Annotated in this window: 21 protein-coding genes; 12 read left to right on the top strand and 9 right to left on the bottom strand. The window is 34.8% G+C overall.

All coding sequences use genetic code 11. From position 1 onward, the window contains the following. Positions 1-130: 130 nt before the first annotated feature. Together pulA and BZ25_RS07360 are read right to left on the bottom strand one after the other, a co-directional pair. Positions 131-2830: a type I pullulanase gene (pulA, locus tag BZ25_RS07365; RefSeq protein WP_121514327.1), complete on the bottom strand. Its 2700-nt coding sequence runs from the start codon at positions 2828-2830 to the stop codon at positions 131-133. 74 nt (positions 2831-2904) lie between these two features. After that, a complete protein-coding gene (locus tag BZ25_RS07360) occupies positions 2905-3909 on the bottom strand; it encodes a LacI family DNA-binding transcriptional regulator (protein WP_158245395.1) in 1005 nt (334 codons plus the stop codon). A 538-nt stretch (positions 3910-4447) separates the two neighbouring features. On the opposite strand from BZ25_RS07360, the gene secG reads away from it, so the two are divergent. From secG to BZ25_RS07340, 4 genes are all read left to right on the top strand, one after another. Then, complete coding sequence (gene secG, locus BZ25_RS07355) at positions 4448-4684, top strand: preprotein translocase subunit SecG (protein ID WP_103064788.1); 237 nt, start codon at positions 4448-4450, stop codon at positions 4682-4684. 15 nt (positions 4685-4699) lie between these two features. Further along, positions 4700-5893: a tyrosine--tRNA ligase gene (tyrS, locus tag BZ25_RS07350; protein ID WP_121514325.1), complete on the top strand. Its 1194-nt coding sequence runs from the start codon at positions 4700-4702 to the stop codon at positions 5891-5893. 99 nt (positions 5894-5992) lie between these two features. Continuing rightward, positions 5993-6952 (top strand): S-layer homology domain-containing protein, encoded by a 960-nt coding sequence (locus tag BZ25_RS07345; RefSeq protein ID WP_103064787.1) that lies wholly within the window; start codon positions 5993-5995, stop codon positions 6950-6952. 104 nt (positions 6953-7056) lie between these two features. Next, the gene (locus BZ25_RS07340; RefSeq protein ID WP_121514324.1) at positions 7057-8382 is read left to right on the top strand and encodes a hypothetical protein; all 1326 of its coding nucleotides are present in this window, start codon (positions 7057-7059) and stop codon (positions 8380-8382) included. Positions 8383-8455: 73 nt separating this feature from the next. Here BZ25_RS07340 and murA read toward each other — a convergent pair whose 3' ends face one another. The 3 genes from murA to BZ25_RS07325 are packed head-to-tail and all read right to left on the bottom strand — an operon-like array spanning position 8456 to position 11378. Further along, positions 8456-9748 (bottom strand): UDP-N-acetylglucosamine 1-carboxyvinyltransferase, encoded by a 1293-nt coding sequence (murA, locus tag BZ25_RS07335; protein ID WP_103064785.1) that lies wholly within the window; start codon positions 9746-9748, stop codon positions 8456-8458. Positions 9749-9781: 33 nt separating this feature from the next. Beyond that, on the bottom strand, positions 9782-10594 hold the full coding sequence (locus tag BZ25_RS07330) for a hypothetical protein (protein ID WP_147429939.1): 813 nt from the start codon (positions 10592-10594) through the stop codon (positions 9782-9784). Then, complete coding sequence (locus BZ25_RS07325) at positions 10545-11378, bottom strand: Cof-type HAD-IIB family hydrolase (protein ID WP_121514322.1); 834 nt, start codon at positions 11376-11378, stop codon at positions 10545-10547. Before BZ25_RS07325 ends, BZ25_RS07330 begins: the two co-directional genes overlap by 50 nt. Positions 11379-11584: 206 nt before the next feature. On the opposite strand from BZ25_RS07325, the gene BZ25_RS07320 reads away from it, so the two are divergent. Both BZ25_RS07320 and BZ25_RS07315 read left to right on the top strand, forming a co-directional pair. Further along, positions 11585-12007, top strand: coding sequence for a PPC domain-containing DNA-binding protein (locus tag BZ25_RS07320; protein WP_121514321.1), 423 nt, complete (start codon positions 11585-11587; stop codon positions 12005-12007). 34 nt (positions 12008-12041) lie between these two features. After that, complete coding sequence (locus BZ25_RS07315; protein ID WP_121514376.1) at positions 12042-12809, top strand: TatD family hydrolase; 768 nt, start codon at positions 12042-12044, stop codon at positions 12807-12809. Here the strand turns inward: BZ25_RS07315 and fmt are convergent. Genes fmt through surE form a run of 3 tightly spaced genes read right to left on the bottom strand, consistent with a single transcriptional unit; the run spans position 12796 to position 15051 of the window. Further along, positions 12796-13755: a methionyl-tRNA formyltransferase gene (fmt, locus tag BZ25_RS07310; RefSeq protein ID WP_121514320.1), complete on the bottom strand. Its 960-nt coding sequence runs from the start codon at positions 13753-13755 to the stop codon at positions 12796-12798. The genes BZ25_RS07315 and fmt overlap by 14 nt on opposite strands. Continuing rightward, positions 13752-14288, bottom strand: a complete 537-nt coding sequence (gene def, locus BZ25_RS07305; protein WP_121514319.1) for a peptide deformylase — start codon at positions 14286-14288, stop codon at positions 13752-13754. The genes fmt and def overlap by 4 nt, the downstream gene beginning before the upstream one ends. A 4-nt stretch (positions 14289-14292) precedes the next feature. Then, positions 14293-15051, bottom strand: coding sequence for a 5'/3'-nucleotidase SurE (gene surE, locus BZ25_RS07300; protein WP_121514318.1), 759 nt, complete (start codon positions 15049-15051; stop codon positions 14293-14295). Between the two features lie 254 nt (positions 15052-15305). On the opposite strand from surE, the gene BZ25_RS07295 reads away from it, so the two are divergent. The 6 genes from BZ25_RS07295 (at position 15306) to BZ25_RS07270 (ending at position 20721) form a co-directional block, all read left to right on the top strand. Next, positions 15306-16598, top strand: a complete 1293-nt coding sequence (locus BZ25_RS07295; protein ID WP_012207903.1) for a nucleotidyltransferase — start codon at positions 15306-15308, stop codon at positions 16596-16598. 30 nt (positions 16599-16628) lie between these two features. Beyond that, complete coding sequence (guaA, locus tag BZ25_RS07290) at positions 16629-18152, top strand: glutamine-hydrolyzing GMP synthase (protein ID WP_121514317.1); 1524 nt, start codon at positions 16629-16631, stop codon at positions 18150-18152. Between the two features lie 17 nt (positions 18153-18169). Continuing rightward, positions 18170-18823, top strand: coding sequence for a histidine phosphatase family protein (locus BZ25_RS07285; protein WP_012207901.1), 654 nt, complete (start codon positions 18170-18172; stop codon positions 18821-18823). Between the two features lie 31 nt (positions 18824-18854). Next, a complete protein-coding gene (locus tag BZ25_RS07280) occupies positions 18855-19556 on the top strand; it encodes a 2-phosphosulfolactate phosphatase (protein WP_012207900.1) in 702 nt (233 codons plus the stop codon). 28 nt (positions 19557-19584) lie between these two features. Next, complete coding sequence (locus BZ25_RS07275) at positions 19585-20130, top strand: ECF transporter S component (RefSeq protein ID WP_012207899.1); 546 nt, start codon at positions 19585-19587, stop codon at positions 20128-20130. A 138-nt stretch (positions 20131-20268) separates the two neighbouring features. Next, positions 20269-20721, top strand: coding sequence for an Rrf2 family transcriptional regulator (locus BZ25_RS07270; protein ID WP_103064773.1), 453 nt, complete (start codon positions 20269-20271; stop codon positions 20719-20721). Between the two features lie 5 nt (positions 20722-20726). Here BZ25_RS07270 and BZ25_RS07265 read toward each other — a convergent pair whose 3' ends face one another. Then, positions 20727-21482: a PfkB family carbohydrate kinase gene (locus tag BZ25_RS07265; RefSeq protein ID WP_121514316.1), complete on the bottom strand. Its 756-nt coding sequence runs from the start codon at positions 21480-21482 to the stop codon at positions 20727-20729. Positions 21483-21489 lie beyond the last annotated feature (7 nt).

Here is a 21489-nt window from a genome sequence, read left to right as displayed (position 1 = left end):
ATTAAATCTAAATTAATAAATCTATTGATATTTTAACATATATGACCTTAGATATCAACGATTCATTTTATCAATTTGTAAGAATTAAAAAAGGGCGAAAAAATTCGCCCCTTTGATTTTCTAAAGTTTATTAGTTTTGATATAAAACGTAAGCGGATAAAGGTGACACTTCGATTGTTCCTTCCACTACATCCAGTGTTTCGGTACCAGCTGTGTTTTCATTTACAACTAAATTCCATTCGCCTTCAGGTAGTGTGATTTGAACAGAAGATTCTGGTTCTGCATTGTAGACAGCCACAATATTTTTCCATGGATCGTTGTTTGCATTATCTTTTATGATAAAAGCAACGGTTTTTCTATATTCTTTAGGTAGTTCGAAAAATTCAATGTGAGCTATTATATCTTCACTATTGGTCATTCTAAAAGCAGGATGAGCTTTTCTTAATTCTATCATACCTTGGTAATACTCAAATATATCGTAAAATTCGCTTTTCCTGTTCCAGTCGTATACGTTTGGTTCTAAAACATTGTATGGGTTATGATTACCGTTCTTAGTCCTTGCAAAATCCACCCCACCGTGTAAGAAGGGTATACCCTGCATCGTTAAGATCATTGCATTGGAGAATTTTTGAGAGGCTTTTAAGGTTTCTAAAGTTTGTGGGTCTAACTCTTCTTCCCACGGTTTTACACCGAGAGCAAGTGCATTTTTATCCCATAAGGTATGGTTATCATGGTTGGAAACGTAGTTCATAGTTTCTTGTGGGTCTTGTGCCCATGATCTTATTGTGCTGTCGTATTCAATAGATCCGACAACACCTCTTTTTATCTTTGTTTGTTGTCCTGCAGCCCCTAATCCAAAACCTTTGACCTCAGGTTCAAATACGCTTCCCCTAATAGCGTCTCTAACATCATCGTTGAATACAGCTACCTCTAAACCTTTTTGGTCTCCTTTGCCAAACGTTATTTGACCGCCACCAGTCCATGGTTCTCCATACAAAAGTACGTCTGGTAGTAGGGCATGTAATTCTTCTGATATTGTTTTTACCGTTTCTTTGTCGAATAATCCTAATAAATCGAATCTGAATCCATCAACATGATACTCATCGACCCAATACTTTAAACTATCTACTATGTATTTTCTCACCATGAACCTTTCCGTGGCTACTTCGTTCCCCACTCCAGATCCATTTGTATATTTCCCAGATTGATCAGTACGGTAATAGAAGTAAGGAACCGTTTGATCGAAAGGTGAATTTTTTCCAACTTGGTATGTATGGTTGTACACAACATCCATCACAACCCTTATACCGTTTTCGTGAAAAGTTTTGACTACGGTTTTCACTTCATTTATTCTCTTTAATGGATCGTATGGATCTGTCGAATAAATACCTTCTGGAACATTGTATACTAAGGGATCGTATCCCCAACCGTATTGCTCATCGAATTTAGTTTCATCTAAAGAACCAGCATCTTGAATAGGCATAATGTGAACGTGAGTAACTCCAAGTTCCTTTAGGTGTGATAATCCTGTTTTCACACCTGTGGGGGATTGTGTATTGTCTACAGTCAATCCAAGATATTTACCCCTGTACTCTTCTGGAACTCCAGAGCTTTCATCTATTGTAAAATCTTTTACATGAATTTCATAAACAATTGCATCTTCAGGATTTTTAAGAACAGGTCTTGTATCGTTATTCCAACCTACTGGGTCTGTATCATTCAAATCTATAATAGCTGATTTCGCGGAATTGACGGCAAGAGCTGTGGAATAAATATCTATTGTTCTTCTTGTTTCGCCATAAGATACGAACTCATATAGATAATATTGCCCTTTTAAATCACCGTTCATAGTGGCATGCCAAACTCCGTTATCGTTTTTTGACATGGGAACTTCTTTATAGGGTTCTTCATCCAAATAATCATGGAAAAGTAGTACCTTTGCTTCTGAGGATACTGGGGACCAAACTTTAAATTCTGTTTTAGCTGGAGAATAAACCGCTCCTAAATCGTTCCCATAGTAATGAAAAACCTCATCATCTAAAATATTACGCATAATCACATAATTTTCTGATACATATCCTTCTATATCTATTTTATACAATTTATCCACATCCTGGGAAGATATTGGATTAGCTAGTTTTATTGTAATATTTGAGGTAACAGAAATATCGGTGGGATCGGTTTTATAAACATCTGATACATCCATAGCAATAGGATCAGAACCATCGACCTGATAAAAGTGGACTTTTCCTTCCCACTCTTTTGTATCAAAGGGTACCGTTAGACTAACCTTTATTTCATCGAAAGAATCCATGATAGCTGCATTTACTCGGGGACTTAAGTCAAGGTTTTTAGGATCGGTATAGTAATTCTCTACTCCAGATAAGACCCATATTTCAGCAACTCCGCTTTCAGGTATACTCACGAATCTATCCATTGAAATATCTTTTTCCCAACTATCTGTTCTTACAATGAACCCCAACTCCTCATGTTTTTCCTCAAATTTGACAATCGCATACTTACCAAAACTATCCTCACCTTCAAATAAATATCTAGCGCCTTCTTTGGAAACAGGTTTACTTGGCCAAATCCAAAGATTCCAAGGTTCATAATCACCATCAGGTCTGTGATAGTGTACGATCAAAACGGTCTGTGCGTCAAAGTTAGCAGCGGTTTTCCCTTCAGAAAGGCTTACAAAATTGTTAGGATTTGTACTTTCAACCTCTTTAGGCAAAGCTTGAGTTTGTGTGGCTTGATCTGCTTGCGCGGAACAACCTAACAACAAAGAAATTAAGAAGAATACTAGCAAAAAGTAACCTACTTTCCTCATAAATACCGACCTCCTTTTGAAGTTGTGATATAGTGAAAAGGTTTCCACAATATAGAAAAAAATAATAATATCTTCTATGTTTCTCTTTCTACTATTTTTGCTTCCAATTTGTAATGTTCAGCTTTTTCTCTTCCTTCCATGGAAGAGACGAACATCTCATAAGCAATTTCGACCATTTCGCTAATCGGTTGTCTAATCGTTGTTAATTGAAATAGCCTACTGATAGGAAGATTGTCAACAGCTATCAATGAATAATCCTTTTTTGGATACATATTCATTTCTTCCAAGTATTTTTTGACACCTACTCCAATCATGTCACATGTTGCAAAAATGGATGAATATTTTCTGGGGCGCCTTTTTATAAGGGTTCCAATCGCTTTATACCCCCCATCCCACAATAAATCGCTGTATATAACATTTACTTTTTTATTGTGCTCTTCCATAACTTCTAAAAAACCTTCGTCTCTTTTTTTGAAGACAAAAGAGGTAAATTCATTGTTGAGCTCCTTAAAAGTAACTAAATAGAAAGTACTATTTGCAGGTGAATTATTTATGAGATATTGAGCGGCTGTTTTCCCAACTTGATAATTATCAACGTATACAGAATCGAATCTCTCATCATATGAATCGATCAATATTATTTTCTTAGGGGGAATTCTGTTCTGAAAAATGCTTGAAACGGAAAGAGAAGAGATGAATACCCCGTCTGTTTGATAAATTAAATCGGTATTTTGCTTGATTTTTTCCAGAGATATCTGATCTATAAGAGGAAAAACTATCAACCTATAATTATTTCGAGAAATTTTCTTTTCAAGTAGAGAATACATGATTCCATAAAATTCGTTTCCCATGTCTGGTGTCACAAAAGAAAGAGAATTTATATTTTTTGAAGATAACGTTCTAGCGTTAATGTTGGGAGAATATCCCAACTCTTCTATAATTTCTAGAACTTTTTCTTTGGTCTTTTCGCTTACCTTTTCGGAATTATTTAATACCCTTGAAACTGTTGCTATTCCGACGTTGGCGAGTCGTGCTACGTCTTTAATAGTGGGATTTGGATTTCTCTTTTTCTCTTTCACAATATTCACCTCGGAATCATAATTATATATATAGCGGAGCTTCAGCCCTACATTAAGGGGCAAGCCCCTTAAAAACCCCGAATTCAATACATCATTTGCAAAGCAAATGAGATTAGGAAAGTTATTCAAAAACATTACGAAAAAAACCATTTTGCATAAAACTGCAAAAAAACATAGTTTGCAAATTGCAGCAAACGCTCCCCACCCTAAAAGATAAAAGAGTTTTTGCCCCTTCTCCAAGCTCCTTTACCTAAAGGATAAAGGAGTATTTGCCCCTTCGCCCCGCTTTCCACCAATAAGGAACCGTTTCCTTTTTTACTCAATCTTATTTTACCTTTTTGATTAAAAAAAAGCTAATCAAATTATTCCTGATTAGAGACGATTATAGGCGATTATCATCGAATAAGTGAGAAAAACTTCGTTTTTCTCTATTTTAAGAAATTTGAAAAAGGTTTGCATAACGTTTATTCGTATGATATAATAAAAAAGGAATTATAAAATTTCATTGATAATCTAAGTTATAAAGAGGAGGAAATTTATGGGTTTTCTAGGAGTCTTGCTTATAATTATTCATATCATTTTAGCTTTAGGAGTAATCTACTTTGCACTGCAAAGAATGCAAAAAAACAGTGAAATAGGTGGGGCATTTGGTGCAGGCGGTTCTGCCACCAATTTTGGAAGAGAAAAAGGGCTAGATAAAACCTCCAAAATTGCTCTAGCTTTTGGCATACTTTTCATGATCAACTGTTTTTTGGTAACTTGGATAATAGCTTAAAGGAGGAACCAATATTTGAACCCTGAAGACCAACTTAGAATTATACAAGAAGATTCCGTCGATCTTATTACACCAGAAGATTTTTTGAACAAATTAAGAGAAAAAGGCCAATTAAAAGTTAAGTTGGGAGTGGATCCTTCTAGAGCAGATCTTCACTTAGGCCATGCTGTTGTTTTAAGAAAGTTAAAACAGTTTCAAGAGTTAGGTCATATAGTTTACTTAATAATCGGGGATTTCACGGCAAGAATAGGAGACCCTTCTGGAAGATCAAAAACTAGGCCTTTACTTTCTGAAGATGAAGTCCGAGAAAATTCAAAGACATACGTTGAACAAGCTTTTAGAATTCTTCACCCCGATAAAACTGTGGTAAAATTTAACAGCGAATGGCTTTCCAAATTATCTTTTGCTGATATAATTAACCTATCATCAAGATACACAGTTGCCAGGATGCTTGAAAGAGATGATTTCAGTAAAAGGTTAAAAGAAAATCAGCCTATAAGTATATCTGAATTTTTGTATCCTTTAGCACAAGCGTATGATTCTATTGTTATTGAAGCTGATGTGGAACTTGGAGGTACAGACCAACTTTTCAATCTTTTAGTTGGAAGAAAGCTTCAAGAAGAGTTCGGTCAGTCCCCACAAGTGGTGCTTACAATGCCTTTGATTGAAGGAACAGATGGGTACCTAAAGATGAGTAAAAGTTACGACAATTATATAGCTTTTAACGATTCTCCACAAGATATTTTCGGTAAAGTTATGTCTATTCCTGATCATCTTATTATTAAGTATATGAAATATTTAACAGATACTCCAAAAGATAAAATAAAAGATATTGAAAATCAAATGAAGAGTGAAGAAGTGAATCCAAGAGATATTAAAATGGTTTTAGCAGAAGAAATAGTTAATTTGTTATATAATAAAGAAGAAGCAGAAAAAGCTAAACAAAACTTTGTCTCAATCTTCCAGAAAAGAGAAATGCCCGAAGATTTGCCAGAGATTCAAATTAAAAGTGGAGAAACGATTTTAGACATAGTTTCCAAGACCAACGTTTACGATAGCAACAGTGAAATAAAAAGGGCTATAATGCAAGGTGCCATTAGAATCAACGACGAAAAAATAAAGGATTTCAAAGATGTTGTTGATTGTGATGATGGAGCTATATTAAGAGTTGGGAAAAAGAGTTTTTTTAAAATAAAAAAGATGAAATAGATTTTGCAAAATTTCTTTAAATATAGTATAATATAGTGACGGTTTTTTGAGAAAAGTAGTTTTTTATCAAATCAAAATCATAAAAGGGGGTAAGGAAGAATGAAGAAAACGCTTGCTTTATTTGCAGTAATGGTATTTGTGGTGTCTGCTTTTTCACTTGGCTTCACCGACGTAGGAGAGGATCATTGGGCGTATGATTACGTTACGAAGCTGGTAGAAAAAGGTGTAATTCCTGTAGACGAACCAACATTTAGAGGCTATGAACCTTTGACAAGGTCGGATGCAGCAGTTTGGATGTCGAGGTTGGTAACTTATTTAGAAAACTCTCCTGAAATCGCAAAGACGAGCGATTTAGCCTATTTGGAAGTCAAAGTAGACGATCTTTCAAAGAAAGTAAATAGCGTTGAAAGTCAGTTCAATTCATTGAATGAGCAGTTGCAAGCGAATGATCTTTTATCTGATCTGCAGGCAACGTATCAAGATGTTAAAAAGACAGCCTATAGAGCCAAAAACATTGGTGATGCTTTAGAGACTGATCTGTTGGCAGTTAGTCAGGACGTAGCTGGTTTAAAGGCAACGGTTAGTCAATTAGAGGTAACGGTAGAAGAAACAAAGAGTTTAGCTGAACAAAACCAAATGTTTGTCAAAGCATTGCCTTCGCTTTCTCAGAAAGTAGCTTCAAACGAAGAAAGGATTGCTTCACTTGAAGAATTCAAAACAACCATGGCAAAGCAACATTTGAATCTCAAATACGATACTTACGACAAGATCGACGAATTAAGCAACAGGGTATCTACAAATGAAGAGCAAATCGCATCTTTGTCTCAAGAGTTAGCAGAAGTACAAACTTTAGCCCACCAAAATCAGATGTATGCTACGTCTTTATTACCCAATCTTTCGAAACAAGTAACTGCTAACGAAGCAAAGATAACAGAGTTAAGTCAACAAGTTGAAGCTCAAAATGCAGAAATAGCAAAAGCGCAAGATAAAACAATGTTATGGCTAGTCGCTGGTTTGGGAGTTATTTTAGGTGCCGTTGGAATTTTCATGCCTCAATAAAATATTAACAAATATATGATTCATATTGACAAGTACTATGGATGTTTGCTATAATAGTAAGGATTTTTTAAAAAATTAAATCAAAAGTAGAAGGGGGTTTTTGTATGAAGAAAGTTTTATTGTCTTTGTTGGTAGTTTTTTCTGCACTAGCGCTTTTTGCGTTAGAGCCAGTGTATGATGTTAGTGGTACGGCGGGTTTTGAGTTCAAAATGGATGAAAGTGCATTGGATATTGAATCGGTGTTGGACTATGATGTTAGTATGGATATTAGTTTTACTACAACACTTCCGGCAACTTTAACAGCAGGTTTTACGTTTTCACCTGTAACTGTTACTAAGGATGCCTCAGGTTATGTTACTGATGTATCACCAGCATTATCCTTAAACTACGTTCAATCTGAACAAGAAGCATGGTTATTAAGATTCGAACCCAATGTTATTGGTTTAAGTAACTACACTATGAGCGGGTTTACTACGGGTGTGGGTTCTTTAAAACTCGGTTTGACAGATTACGGAGTTAATGTAGTATTAGCAGATAGAGTAGCTGGAGACGTTACCGAGCATGCTACAGGAGACTTCGCTATTCCTGCAAACTGGATTTTAGGTGCTAGTTACGATCTCGACGTAAGTGGAGTAAAGGGACTTGTGGCTGGAGCTTTCAAATTTGTAGATGCTACTAACAACAGAGTTACCGTTGAAGGGAAAGTTACAGAAGTACCAGTTCCAGGTGAGTTAAGTGCCGATTTAGTCTTTGGCATGTTGAATTTCGATGATTCTGGCGCCGCTTCATCTGCTACGGCATATAGGGTAGATGCGGCCTATGAATACCCATACAAAATGGAACCAATAACAGTTACACCTCACGTTGGTTTCACATGGCAGAATAATTTAGGAACGGTTTATGCCGAAGAAGTTACAAATGGCGCCGATTTTTCCGTTGCAGACACACAAGCAGTTACAGCAGGAGCAGATTTGAGCTATCTTGCGGACCCATTGACTGTTGATTTAACTGATACATTAACAATAAACTTGTTAGAAGCAACTCCTGTGTATTCCTTGGCTCTTACTCCAGCCGTTGATTACGCTATTTCCGATCTAAGTTCCGCAGGAGTAGAGGTACCTGTTACAATTGCTGACTTAACTGACTTCGCAAGTACATTATCTATTACGCCTCATGGATATTTAACCTATGGTGTAACTGAAGTTCCTGTAACTTTAGGTGCCGATGTTTACTATTTCTTTGAAGATGGAGAACAAGCAGCAAACCCAATAGCGTATATAGCTAACGTATCTTATGCTTTCACTGACAATGTTTCTGCTGGAGCTCACCTTGGCAATGAAACTTTGGATGCTGATGGTAATTTAGTAGGAGCCGCCGAATTAACAGACTTACATTGGTATCTATATCTCAAAGCTGAGTTTGAATTCTAAGATAATTGATAAATCAAAAAGCTGGCTTTAAAAAAGCCAGCTTTTTTATTATTTGAAGTTTTAGAAAAAAATCTTATTTTTCATAAATTAATTCTATACCCACTTGTTCCAATTTTTCGTGTATGTTTTCATATCCTCTAAAGATATGATCCACATTCGAAATAATTGTTTCTCCTTCTGCAACGAGTCCAGCTATAAGTAAAGCTGCTGCGGCTCTAAGATCTGTAGCTTCTACAGGCGCTCCCGATAGTTTGTTTACTCCTTCTATAATTGCCGTGTTGTCTTCTACCCTAATCTTAGCACCCATTCTGTTCAATTCGTCAATATGGTAAAATCTACTTTTAAACACAGTTTCCGTTATTGTAGATCTCCCTGGGACCAAAGATAAAAATGTTGTGATCTGAGGCTGCAAATCTGTTGGAAAGCCTGGAAAAGGAGCTGTCTCCATGCTGATACTATTCAAGGTGTTAAGAAGAGTTTCCGCTACTTTTACTTCTCTTTTTTTCTCGTCGTAATCTATTGGGCTTCCAATATTATCAAACACTGAGAATAAACTATTTAGATGTTCAGCAGATACATTTTTTATGGTTAGTTTTTCGCCCACGAGTTTACCTAGTATGATGTATGTACCAGCTTCAATTCTGTCAGGAATTATGGTGTATTTTACCCCCGATAATTTTTTTACGCCTTCAATCTTCAATATTGAGGTTCCACCGCCTGTTATCTTAGCTCCCATTTTATTTAGAAAGTTTACTAAATCAGTTACTTCTGGCTCTATAGCGCAATTGGTGATAGTCGTTTTTACGCCTTCTAATAAGCAAGCGGTGGTCAAAACGTGTTCTGTAGCTCCAACACTTGGAAACGGTAGAGATATATTTATTTGGTTGTTGGGTTTGTTCAATTTACTTGTTACGAAACCGTGTTCTATAGAACTTTCAACACCCAACTTCTTTAAACCCTCTAAATGAAAGTCCACAGGTCTTGCACCGATCGAACAACCACCTGGAAGGGCAACTTTTGCATAACCATTTCTAAGGGTTAATGGACCGTAAACGTTGAAAGAAGCCCTCATTTTTCTTACGGGTTCATACGGGATCTCAGAATTGATAGTTCCGGAGCTTTTAATTATAAGTTGATCATCGAAACGTTCGATTTCTTTCCCCGCACTTTCTAGTATTTCAATCATAGTTCTAACGTCGGCTAAATCTGGAACATTCCTTAACTCAATGTCATCATCAGTGAGTAAAGAAGCTCCCATTATTGGCAACACAGCATTTTTTGAGCCGGAAACGGTCAAAGTGCCTTGTGCCTTTTGAGGTCCTTTTATGATCATTTTTCCAGATGTATCTAATCCAATACTTTTCAATTTAAGCCCCCCTAAGAAATAATGAAAGAACATTTACCAATTTTTATTTCCGGTAGGTAATAATTCACCAGAAAAAACCTTCCTTGCACTTTCTTCAACTGATTTGGAAAAATACGTTACCGATTTTAAATCTGTAGTATTTATTTTTCTATATAATAAGTTTTCTCCTTCATCTCGCCATCCCGTTAATACGATGCTATTGTTAAAAATTTCCTGAATTGTTTCTTCGAGAGTATCTTTACCGTAATTCCACGGAAGTGAAAATAGATTGTTTTTCTGCAAATAAAGATTATTACCATCAAAAAAGATATCCACATTTTTTATTTGATCTGAATAAGTATAAAACGATCCACTCTTTTGAAGTAATGATTGTGTGGCATTTCTATCGTCTTTGGAGGTTATAATGATTACAGGGGTGACACCACTTGTTTCTAATCCTCTTATCATTCTATAGAGGATTTCAGATATCAAATAAGGTGAATTTCCAATATACTTTAAAGGTTCATCAGTATCTTCTTCCAAAACCATTAAATTACCAAAAACAACAAAATCAATTCCCAAATTTTTAAGGTGATAACCTAATTCTCTTGAAAAATTCTGAATTAAAGAAAAGTTTCTAACTGCTCCTAACGCCAAATAACAAAGTTCGGGATCTATCTCATTTAAATCCAAAAAATAGCCCACGATGTAATTTGGGTCTAATTCAGCATTTTCAATATCGGTTAAAGTATGAAAAAATTTTCCAACTATTTGATTATCCTCTTGTATTATATCGTATATACTTCCAAAAGTAAAGCTAAGAATTAACATTGTCGAGATCATCAGCCAGTATCTTTTCAATGGCATATGCCACACCATCCTCATCGTTACTTGGTAACAAGTAATTTGCTACTTTTTTTACATCTTCTTTAGCGTTTCCCATCGCGAAACTGTTTTTTGTTAATTCAAGCATGTCTATATCGTTTTCGGAATCACCAAAAACGTAAAGAGTATTTGGATCTAAGTTGTAGATTTTTGAAATTATCTTCAAGCTATTTCCTTTGGAGACACCGTAAGGAATAAAGTCCAAGTAGGTATCCCAAGATTTCATTAGGTTAAACTCTCTTTGGAATTCTTTTTCCGCTAATTTTTTAACGAGGTCTATTTTATCAGACTCTCCAATTGCTAATATTTTTAATGTTGGGTGAGATGAGTTTTCTATTTCAGCTATTAAATCATCTATCAGTACGTAATCAACAAATGAATGTTTAGAGTAATCTCTAATCTCTTTATCGTCTATTTCCGAAATAAGTTTATCGTTTATATAGATATGTCTGTGGATATTAAGGTCTCTAAGAAATTTTATACATTTAATTGCACTTTCATTTGCTACACCTTTTTCAAAAACTACTTTTCCATTGTGATCGACTATATATCCCCCGTTGTATGAGGAAATAATCACATTCCCTTTCAAAAAAGGTAGAAAGTTTTCCACTACGTACATAGTTGAAGCGTACATTCTTCCACTTGCTATTATTATAATATGTCCTTCTTCTTTCAACTTTTTCAAAGCTTGGTATGTTTTTGGCGAAATTCTTACCTCAGAATTTAAAAGAGTTCCATCTAAATCAAAAACAAAGGTTTTTTTCATATTCTTCCCCTTTCCAAACTGTAACTTTTTTAAAAACAAATTTCTTCTTTTATGAGTATTAGCGCCCCTTCTTTTATACTATTTTACCATATAAATCATTAATTATAAATTAATAAAGCAAACTAACAATGTTTTTCTTTTGCTTAAAGCCATCATAACAAATGTGTGGTATGATTTTTATAATCTAATTGAAGGGGGAGTGCCAGATGGATTTTGCTAAATTTGGTAGTAAATACATAGTTAGGTTGGATAAGGGAGAAGAAATCGTTTCAACGTTGAAAGACTTTTGTTCAAAAAATTCAATAAAATTGGGCACTGTATATGGTTTGGGTTCCACGAACGCTATAACTATTGGTTTGTTCAATACTCATGAAAAGAAATACTTTTCAAAAGAGTTTAAAGGAGATTTTGAAATTTTGAATCTCACAGGTAACATATCTACTATGAATGGAGAAACTTATTTGCATTTACATGTGAGTATCTCAGATTCTGATCTTCATTCTTATGGTGGCCATTTGAATTCTGCAATAGTTAGCGGAACCGCTGAAATAGTAGTTGAAAGTATAGAGGGTGCAGTAGATAGAAAATTTGATTCAGAAGTTGGTCTCAATTTGTATAATTTTAGGTGATAGTGAAGTCTATTTTGAGAAGGGAGCAAATAATTTGAATTTTATTGATACTCATTGCCATTTGTTACTCAAACAGTTTGATGATGATAGGCAAGAGATGTTGAAAAAAGCTAATGAAGAGTTGGATCTGTTGATAGAAGTTGGTATAAATGTAGAGTCTTCAAAAAGTGTCGTTGATTTTGTAAAAGATGAGGAAAAAATATTTGGAGCTGTCGGAATACATCCCACTGAAAGCCAGGATTTAAAGGAAACAGATTTAGATAAAATAAAAGAACTGGCAGGAAAGCCTAAGATTGTAGCTATTGGAGAAATTGGATTGGATTTTTATTGGGAAACGAATAAACAAGATCAGTATAAAAGTTTGGATGCACAATTAGATATTGCTGAAGAAATGGGCTTACCGGTAGTTTTCCATATTAGAGACGCATATGAAGAGGCATACAATTTCTTGCAGAAAAAAGGGTTGCCAGCAAGAAAAGGTGTCGTTCATTGTTTTTCAAGTGATTGGGAAATGGCTGAGAAATTCTTGGATTTGGGATTATATTTAGGTTTTGATGGGCCGATTACTTATCCAAAAAATAATAAATTGAGGGAAGTGGTTGAAAAAACACCTGTTGAAAGAATTTTACCTGAAACAGACTCACCATTTTTACCTCCCGTACCATACAGAGGAAAAAGAAACAACCCGACGTACGTAAAATATGTTTATGAGAAAATATCAGAAATAAAAGGGATTGATGTTGAAACTTTGAAAGAGATCACAAAAAGCAATGCTGAAAAGTTTTTCTTTAATAAGGGTTAAAGTGTCCCAATAATTTTAGTTTTTTCCCATTGATGGCATCTATTGTAGATATTCTTTTTTTACCAGGGAATTGTATCTCTTTTATCTTTACAGCCCCATTTTTACATTTTACAAGTATTCCGTCTTTTTCAATACCTATTATTGTTCCAGATCCTTCTTTATTTTCTATGGTCAACAAATTAGCAGAAAATTCTGACCCAAATATCTTTACCTCTTCTTTTTCGTAGACGCTTCTTACCCCGGGGTATGGATCGTAAGCTCTAATCTTGTTATGAACCTTTATAGCATCATTATTAAAATCTACAATTAGATCTTCTTTTGTAATTTTTTCTGCATATGAGGCTTCTTCTTCGTTTTGTAGTTTCAAAGTTAAATGATCGAATGAGTTCAAAAACTCTAAAACAGTTTCTTTTGCAAGTGATAATAATTTTTCATAAACAACACCATAGTTGTCGTTTATTTCAATGGGGACACGTTTTTGAATGGCAATATCTCCTGCATCCAGAATTTCTACCATCTTGAAAATACTGATTCCTGTTTCTTTTTCTCCATTTTCTATAGCTCGTTGAATTGGGGCTGCTCCTCTATATTTCGGAAGTAGAGAAGCATGTACGTTCCAACACCCTTTTGTTGGCAGTTTTAAAACATTTGTTTTTAATATTTTCCCAAAAGCAGCGGTGATAATAATGTCAGGGTTCAGTTCTTTCAAAAAATTAAACCCCTCTCCCTTATTAACGCTTTTTGGTTGAAATACCGGGACATTGTATTTTAGGGCAACTTCCTTAACCGCTGGTGGTTGAAACTTTTTTCCCCGCCCTTTAGGTTTGTCAGGTTGGGAAAATACTCCAACAACATTGAAATTGTTTTTTATTAATTCTTCCAAAACTTGGGCACCAAAATCAGGTGTTCCCATGAAAACAATTTTAAAATCCTTACTATTTGTCATGTTTTTACCGTTTCACCTAACTCTAATGCACGTTCTTTACCTTTTTCTATAAGTCTGTTCAGTTCCTTTTTCAATCGGGCTTTCTTTACGATAGATAATTTGTCTGTGAATAAAATACCATCGAGATGATCTGTTTCATGTTGAAATATTCTTGCCTGATACCCGTGAAGTTCTTCCTCTATAACGTTGCCACTTAAATCCTGATAACGCACCCTCACACCTTCAGGTCTAACAACATCTTCAAATATATCAGGAATGCTTAGGCATCCTTCTTCAAAGCTAACCTCTTCTCCTAAGAACTCTATTATTTCGGGATTAATAACAACTTTTTTGCCCTTTTCATTTTCTTCCCGAGAATCCATGATGAAAAACCTCAAAGATATTCCCACTTGAGGTGCAGCTAAACCAACTCCATCGTATAGATACATTGTAGAAAACATCTCATCAATGACATCTTTTAAATTGTCATCGAAATTTTCCACTTTTTTTGCCCTTTTTCTTAAAACAGGGTCTCCAATAAGTCTAATTTCCATCTCTTTAAACCTCCAACCGTGATTTTAATTCATCTATAAAATCATATTTTGTCATGAAAACACTTAGCGGCGTTACAGCAACATAACCTAGATTTATTACGTTGTAATCTGAATTGTCATCGTTATCATCTTCTATGATATTTCCCAACATCCAATAATAAGAATTCCCAAAAGGATCTTTTCTTTCTTCAAAGTAATCTTGGTATCTTCTTCTACTCTGCTTGGTAATTTTTATCCCCTTCATTTCATCGTAAGGGATTTTTGGGATATTGACATTTAATGTAGTAAATTCTGGCCAATTGTTCAAATCTAATTTTTCCAATATGTTCAAAACAACCTTTGCTCCATCTTCAAAGTTAGGATTGGAAAAGTCAACACATGAAACAGCGATAGAAGGATAACCACCAACAGCGCCTTCCAACGCCGCAGAAACGGTACCAGAATAAAGGACATCTGTTCCAAGATTGGCTCCCCTATTTATACCGGAGATTACCACGTCGAAATGTATGTCTTTATATATCGCGTCTAATCCAATTTTAACACAATCGGCAGGTGTTCCATTCACTGCGTGACCAAAGAAAGTATCTCCAAACTTAACTTTTTTAGCCCAAAGAGGGTTTCTCACTGTAATTCCATGCCCTGTTGCACTTCTTTCGATGTCGGGAGCGACAACGTAAACATCATGCTTTTGCTGGAGATAAGTTTTTAGTGTGATAATACCTGGAGACATTATTCCATCATCATTTGAAAGTAAAATATTCACAAGTCTTTCTACTCCTTTTTTAAATATATCTATTAATTTGCTTTTTATAATTTTAACATATTTAGATTATAATTCATTAAATACTTAATTAATTTTGCTGAACTGTGCAAAATGCCTTTTTGTAATGCCTTAGAAATAATTACCAATAGCTCACTTGCTTCGCAAATGATGTTTGCAAATGATGTTTGCAAATGACGTACACAAATCTGGTATAATAAATATAAAAGGCAATATTTTACATAAGGAGACCAATTTTGAAAGTTTTAGGTGTAGTTGTTGAATACAATCCCTTTCATAATGGACACCTTCATCATTTGAGAGAAGCTAAAACTTTAATTAACCCTGATTACACAATCGCTGTGATGAGTGGGAATTTTGTCCAAAGAGGAGAACCTGCGATCTTGGATAAGTTTTCGCGTGCAGAAGTTGCGGTAAATATGGGAGTAGACATCGTCTTCGAATTGCCTTTTGTCTATTGTATACAAGATGCAAGTGGCTTCGCTATGGGGTCCATAGGCGTATTAGAGAGAACCAATGTTGTTACAGATATAGTTTTTGGTAGTGAATCGAGTAATTTAGAAGTTTTGGATAAAATATCGAACATTTTATACGAACAACCCAAAACTTTTAAAAAGTTACTCAATAAACATTTAAAAAAAGGTTTATCTTTTCCAAATGCTCGAAAGTTTGCCTTAGTCGAGTATTTAGAATCTTCAAATTACGAACCCAATGTGATAGACATATTAGAACAATCAAACGATATCTTAGGTTTAGAGTATTTAAATGCCTTAAAATTATATGATTCAAAGATTATTCCACACACTATTCAAAGAATAAAAGCTGAATATAATCAAAAAGAATTCACAGGTGAAATTTCCAGTGCCACTGCGATACGAAATCTTATAGAAAAAAACGAGATGAACAAAGTTAGACAGGGGGTTCCATCCCTTTCATATGAAGTTCTTCGCAGGGAGATTGAGAAAGGTAAGGCTCCAATCATGTTTGAAGATATGAGAGATATGATTTTAGGTAAGCTGCGAATGATGAAAAAAGAAGAATTAATACAAATAGACGGTGTAAAAGAAGGATTAGAAACTAGATATTCAAAATTTTCGAAAATAAGTTCCAACCTCACAGAATTAGTAAACCACGTCAAGACGAAAAGGTTTACGTTGACGCGAGTAAAAAGAACGCTTTTAAAGATTTTTTTTGATTTAAAAGAAAGAGACGTGAAATTATACAACAATCACGGACCACAATATTTAAGGGTTTTAGCCTTCACAGAGAAGGGGCAAGAGTTACTTGGTAAAATGAAAGATCTTTCTGCTTATCCAATTATTACTACCCCATCGACATACAGAAAAATATATAATAGATTAAACGACAATTTATTATCAAGCAAAAAAAGGTATCAAAGTATTCCTGAAATCTATTTAAATCAGATTGAATACGATTTTTTGGCAAGTAATATTTACACCTTATTATTCAAAAACAGGGATTTATCTTCATATGAACCTGATAAAAAGCAAAGGGTTATAATGTTATAATCAAAACATTTCGTTTTCGGAGGTTCTTCAATGGAAAAGATTCTTGTTATCGATTATGGTTCTCAGTACACTCAGCTTTTAGCAAAAAGGATTAGGGATCTGGGGGTATTTTCAGAAGTAATTCAGTATGACGATAATATATCCCTTAGCAATGTGAAAGGCATAATCTTATCCGGTGGACCTGACAGTGTTTATAATATCGATGCACCCGATATATCAGATGAAATTTTGAACGCTGAACTACCTATTTTAGGTATTTGTTATGGAATGCAACTTATAGCGAAGAAACTTGGCGGGAAGGTTGAACAAAGAGGTATAGCTGAGTATGGAAAAACGAAGATTAACATAACCGATCAATCCCTCTTATTTAAAAAGATTCCTAGTACATTTAACGTTTGGATGAGCCATAAGGATATGGTGAGTAAGGTTCCTGAGAAATTTAAAATTACTTCTCTCACCTCAAACAATATCATCTCTTCTTTTGAAAACGAATTAGAAAATATATACGGCATTCAATTTCACCCGGAAGTTAGACACACTGAATTCGGAACTGATATATTGAAAAATTTCATTCAGGGTATATGTGGTTTGAAAGGTTCTTGGACCTTGATGGATTTTGTTGAAAATAAGATAAAAGAAATAAAAGATACAATAGGTGATAAAAAGGCAATTATAGCTTTATCAGGTGGAGTAGATTCATCGGTTGCCGCTGTACTAACCCACAGGGCTATTGGCAACAACCTGAAAGCTATCTTTGTAAACCATGGTTTTTTGAGAATGAACGAAGTTGAAGAAGTTGAAAGCACGTTCAGAGATTATATGGGTTTGAATTTGACAACAGTAGACGCCCAGGAGCGATTTTTAAGCAAATTAAAAGGGGTCACCGATCCCGAACAAAAACGTAAGATCATAGGGGAAGAGTTTATAAGGGTTTTTGAGCAAGAAGCAAAAAAAGAAGAAGGTTGCGAGTATTTAATACAGGGAACAATATATTCAGATGTCATAGAAAGTGCAAAATCCGGGAAAAAGACATTCAAGATAAAGAGCCATCACAACGTGGGAGGGCTTCCAGAGGATATAGATTTAAAAATAGTGGAACCACTTAAAGAACTTTTCAAAGACGAAGTTAGAAGCGTTGGAGAAATCTTAGGTCTCCCAAGAGAGATACTGTACAGGCATCCATTTCCAGGACCGGGATTGGCGATTCGAATCATGGGAGAAATAAACGATGAAAAACTCACCATTTTAAAAAAGGTAGACAATATTTTTATAAACACCCTTAAAGAAACAGGCTGGTACGATAAAGTATGGCAGGCTTTCGCTGTTTTAATACCGGTAAAAACGGTTGGTATAACTGGGGATAAAAGAAGTTATGGCTATGTGGCAGCTTTAAGATCCGTTGATAGTGTGGAAGGAATGACTGCAGATTGGTCTAAGGTTCCCTTTGAAATTTTGGACTTAGTTTCCAGCAGAATAACCAACGAAGTTGAAGAAATTACAAGAGTGGTTTACGATATTTCATCAAAACCCCCTGCTACAATAGAATGGGAATAATTGGAGGTGTTTGAGTTTTGGATATTTATTTAGTAAGACATGGAGCTACACTTTGGAACAAAATGGGAATTTGGCAAGGTCAAAGAGACGTAGAGCTTGATGAAGAAGGAATTAGTCAGGCGAAGGCAACCGCAGAAAGATTTAAAGATATGAAAATAGATGCAATGTATACATCCGCTCTAAAAAGAGCTATTAAAACGGGAGAAATCATCAATCAATACCACAATTTGCAAATAGTAAAAGATCCTGATTTGAACGAATGTAATATAGGAAGTTGGGATGGGAAAAAGTTAGAAGAGATACTTCTTAATTACAAAGAAGAATTAGAATATTGGCATAAAGATATCTGGGCATTGGTGGAAGGTGTTGAGGCTTTAGGTGATGTTCAAAGAAGAGCGGTAAGGGCAATAAAAAGGATAGTTAAGGAGCATAACTTAGAGGATAGAATAGTGGTAGTTGCACATGGTTTAACCATTAGGACCATTATTTCATGGATTCTCAATATTCCACTTAATCAACACACTTCTTTTAGAGTTGACAATACGTCTGTCTCACACGTTATATATGAAGGAGATTATAGATACGTTTTAGCTTCTTTAAACGAAACGTGGCATCTCGAATATTACGGGCTAGAAACCTATCTCACTCCAGAAGAAAAGGAGATCGATTAAGATAACAGAAGAAAGTCTTTTTGAACGAGAATTGAATGTCTATTTTCTACCGAATGAGAATATAAAAAATCATCAGATCTATGTCCTTATCGATCTTTTAAGGGCTACTTCTAGCATATCAGCATTACTACATTGTGGTGCTGAAGAAATTTTTGTAACAGACGACATCAACATGGCAAAAGAATTGAAAAATATGGGATATTTACTCGCTGGAGAACGAGGGGCTATAAAGTTAGAAGGTTTTGATTTTGGCAATTCTCCGTTGGAATTTTTAAATAATTCTGATAAAATAAGGAAAAAATCGATTGTACTAACCACTTCCAACGGATCTAAAGCTATGAAAAAAATAAACGAACTTGGGGATACGATTGCCCTTTCGTTGCTAAATTTCTCTTCTGTCGTAGATTTCATAATACAGAGGGATTTTCAAAATATTGGCATAGTGTGCTCTGGTACCAATGGGGTCGTTTCTTTAGAAGATTCATATTTAGCTGGATTATTTGTTCAAAGAATCATGGAAAAGCAAACTTACCACTTGAACGATGGCGCAAAAGTATCTTTAAATTTAACAAATAGCAAGAGAAGTTTAATTATGAATTCCGATCATGCCAAAAGGCTTAAAAATCTTGGGCTCAAAGATGATCTGGAATTTTGTTTCAACATGGATTTGTTTCAAGTAGTACCTTATTCAAAACAAAACAGTTATACGTTCAAAAATTTAATTACAATTTAGCTCATACATCAAAATAGGAGTGATTTAGATGGAAAACACTACTGCTCGCCAGACAACCCTAAGAAGAGTCGCAAGATCGCCTGTATATATAGCATTGGGTGTTGTTATTTTTTCTTTTTTGGTTCATGGTATTGGCAATCCAATGCTGGGAACAATAATCTTACCGTTGCATTTTGTTGCTTTAATGGCTGGTATCATGGAAGGGGCAACGATTGGATTACTTGTAGGGGCTTTGATGCCTGTTTTAAATTTTTTGCTTTTTGGTATGCCACCATTCCCTGTTTTTATATTTATGACTATAGAAGTTGCAACCTACGGTTTTATATCAGGACTTTTAAATAAGAAAAACATATATTTTAATCTTATAGTATCAATGTTGATAGGTAGAGGTGTATATATGATAGCTTATTACACCATAGGACTAATACTTAACATAAACCTTAGTCCTCTAACTTCAATTTTGATGAGTTATATGTTCGGAATTCCCGGTATAATTCTTCAACTGTTATTTATACCGATGATTGTGAAAAGAATGCCGTTTTCTGTTAGAGCAGATAGAGGAGCGAAAAGGTAAAGACTCCTATGATTTTCTGGGTTTGGGTCAAAATAATAAAACCTTTTCCTTATGGGTGGGGAGCGGGGCGAAGGGGCGCTTAAAAGGGTCTTAGAATTCTTCAAGGGACTATAAAAAAAATAAAGGCGGAGGAGTTTAATGTCGTTAACAGTAAAAAGTTGTTATGCCATACGTGGTTTGTATGAAATGTATAAACTTCAAAACAGAAACGAAGATGAGAAAAACAACAAAATCTCAATAGCGAAGATTGCTGAAAGTTCTGGTATTTCTCAAGAATTTTTGGCAAAGATATTTGCCGAGTTAAAAAAAGCCAATATAGTTTCTTCGGAAAAAGGTAAATTTGGAGGGTTTTATTTTACAAAAGCACCTGAAGAAATCGTCCTTTCGGAAATTGTAGAGGTCTTAGAAGTGCCGTTGAACTCGTATGATTGTATTTCCGAGGGTGAATGTGAAAACCAAAAAAATTGTCCTGTCGAATTTGTCTGGAAAAGGGTACAAAATGCAATATTCAATGAACTATCTAAAATTACGTTAAAAGACGTGATAGAATACGGTGAGAAGAAGGAAGCTTTAGCATCTAAAAGTCAATAATATTATTATTTAAACTTCATATTGATAATTTTGTTGTAAGCTCCTAAGTATTCTGAGATTTTCTGAGTAGCGTCCACGGCATTTTGTAGAATTTGTTCTTTCTCTAAATTATTCAAAATTCCGTCTATTAAGACTGTATCAAACACGTCACCCATACCGATTTCATATGAAGCCTTTTGGCCAGATAATGCTACTATTTTTTCACCCCATTTGGCCCCTTTTTCTCCCATCTTCACAACATCACAGGTAAACAGAAAATTTTCACACTCTTTTTCGTTACCAATAAAAAACACATTTTCACACCTTTTATCTATTAACTTTGGCCTGGGACCTATATCAAAAAAGATTTTTTTGTAATTCAGAAAAATATCGCTGTTTATTATTCGTTCATTAGTTTCGGTAGTGATGAAGAGATACTCTGATTTATTCTTTGGTATAAACAAATCTAAATCATTTATTCTTCTATCTATTGCAATTGGTTTTTCATTTAATGTAATAAAAGTAGCAGTGTTTTTATCAACCATCTTTATCCATTCAACATTAACAGAATGAAAGGATAGTTTTTCCAACAAGTACTCTCCAACGAAATCTTTTCCCACATTACCGAACATCCTCACATTATGGCCTAATTGAGAAAGACCGATAGCCACATTTAGTGCCGATCCTCCCGGAAGTTGTAAAATTTCAGAATTGTGAAAACCATCATTTTTAACTATATAAATGTCTAAAAAAATCCCACCGATTACGTCGATAGTAGCCATTTTTCAC

Origin of the sequence: Petrotoga sp. Shatin.DS.tank11.9.2.9.3 (genome assembly GCF_003665005.1) — a bacterium.
Lineage (GTDB): Bacteria > Thermotogota > Thermotogae > Petrotogales > Petrotogaceae > Petrotoga > Petrotoga mobilis.
This window is presented reverse-complemented; position numbering and strand designations above follow the sequence as displayed.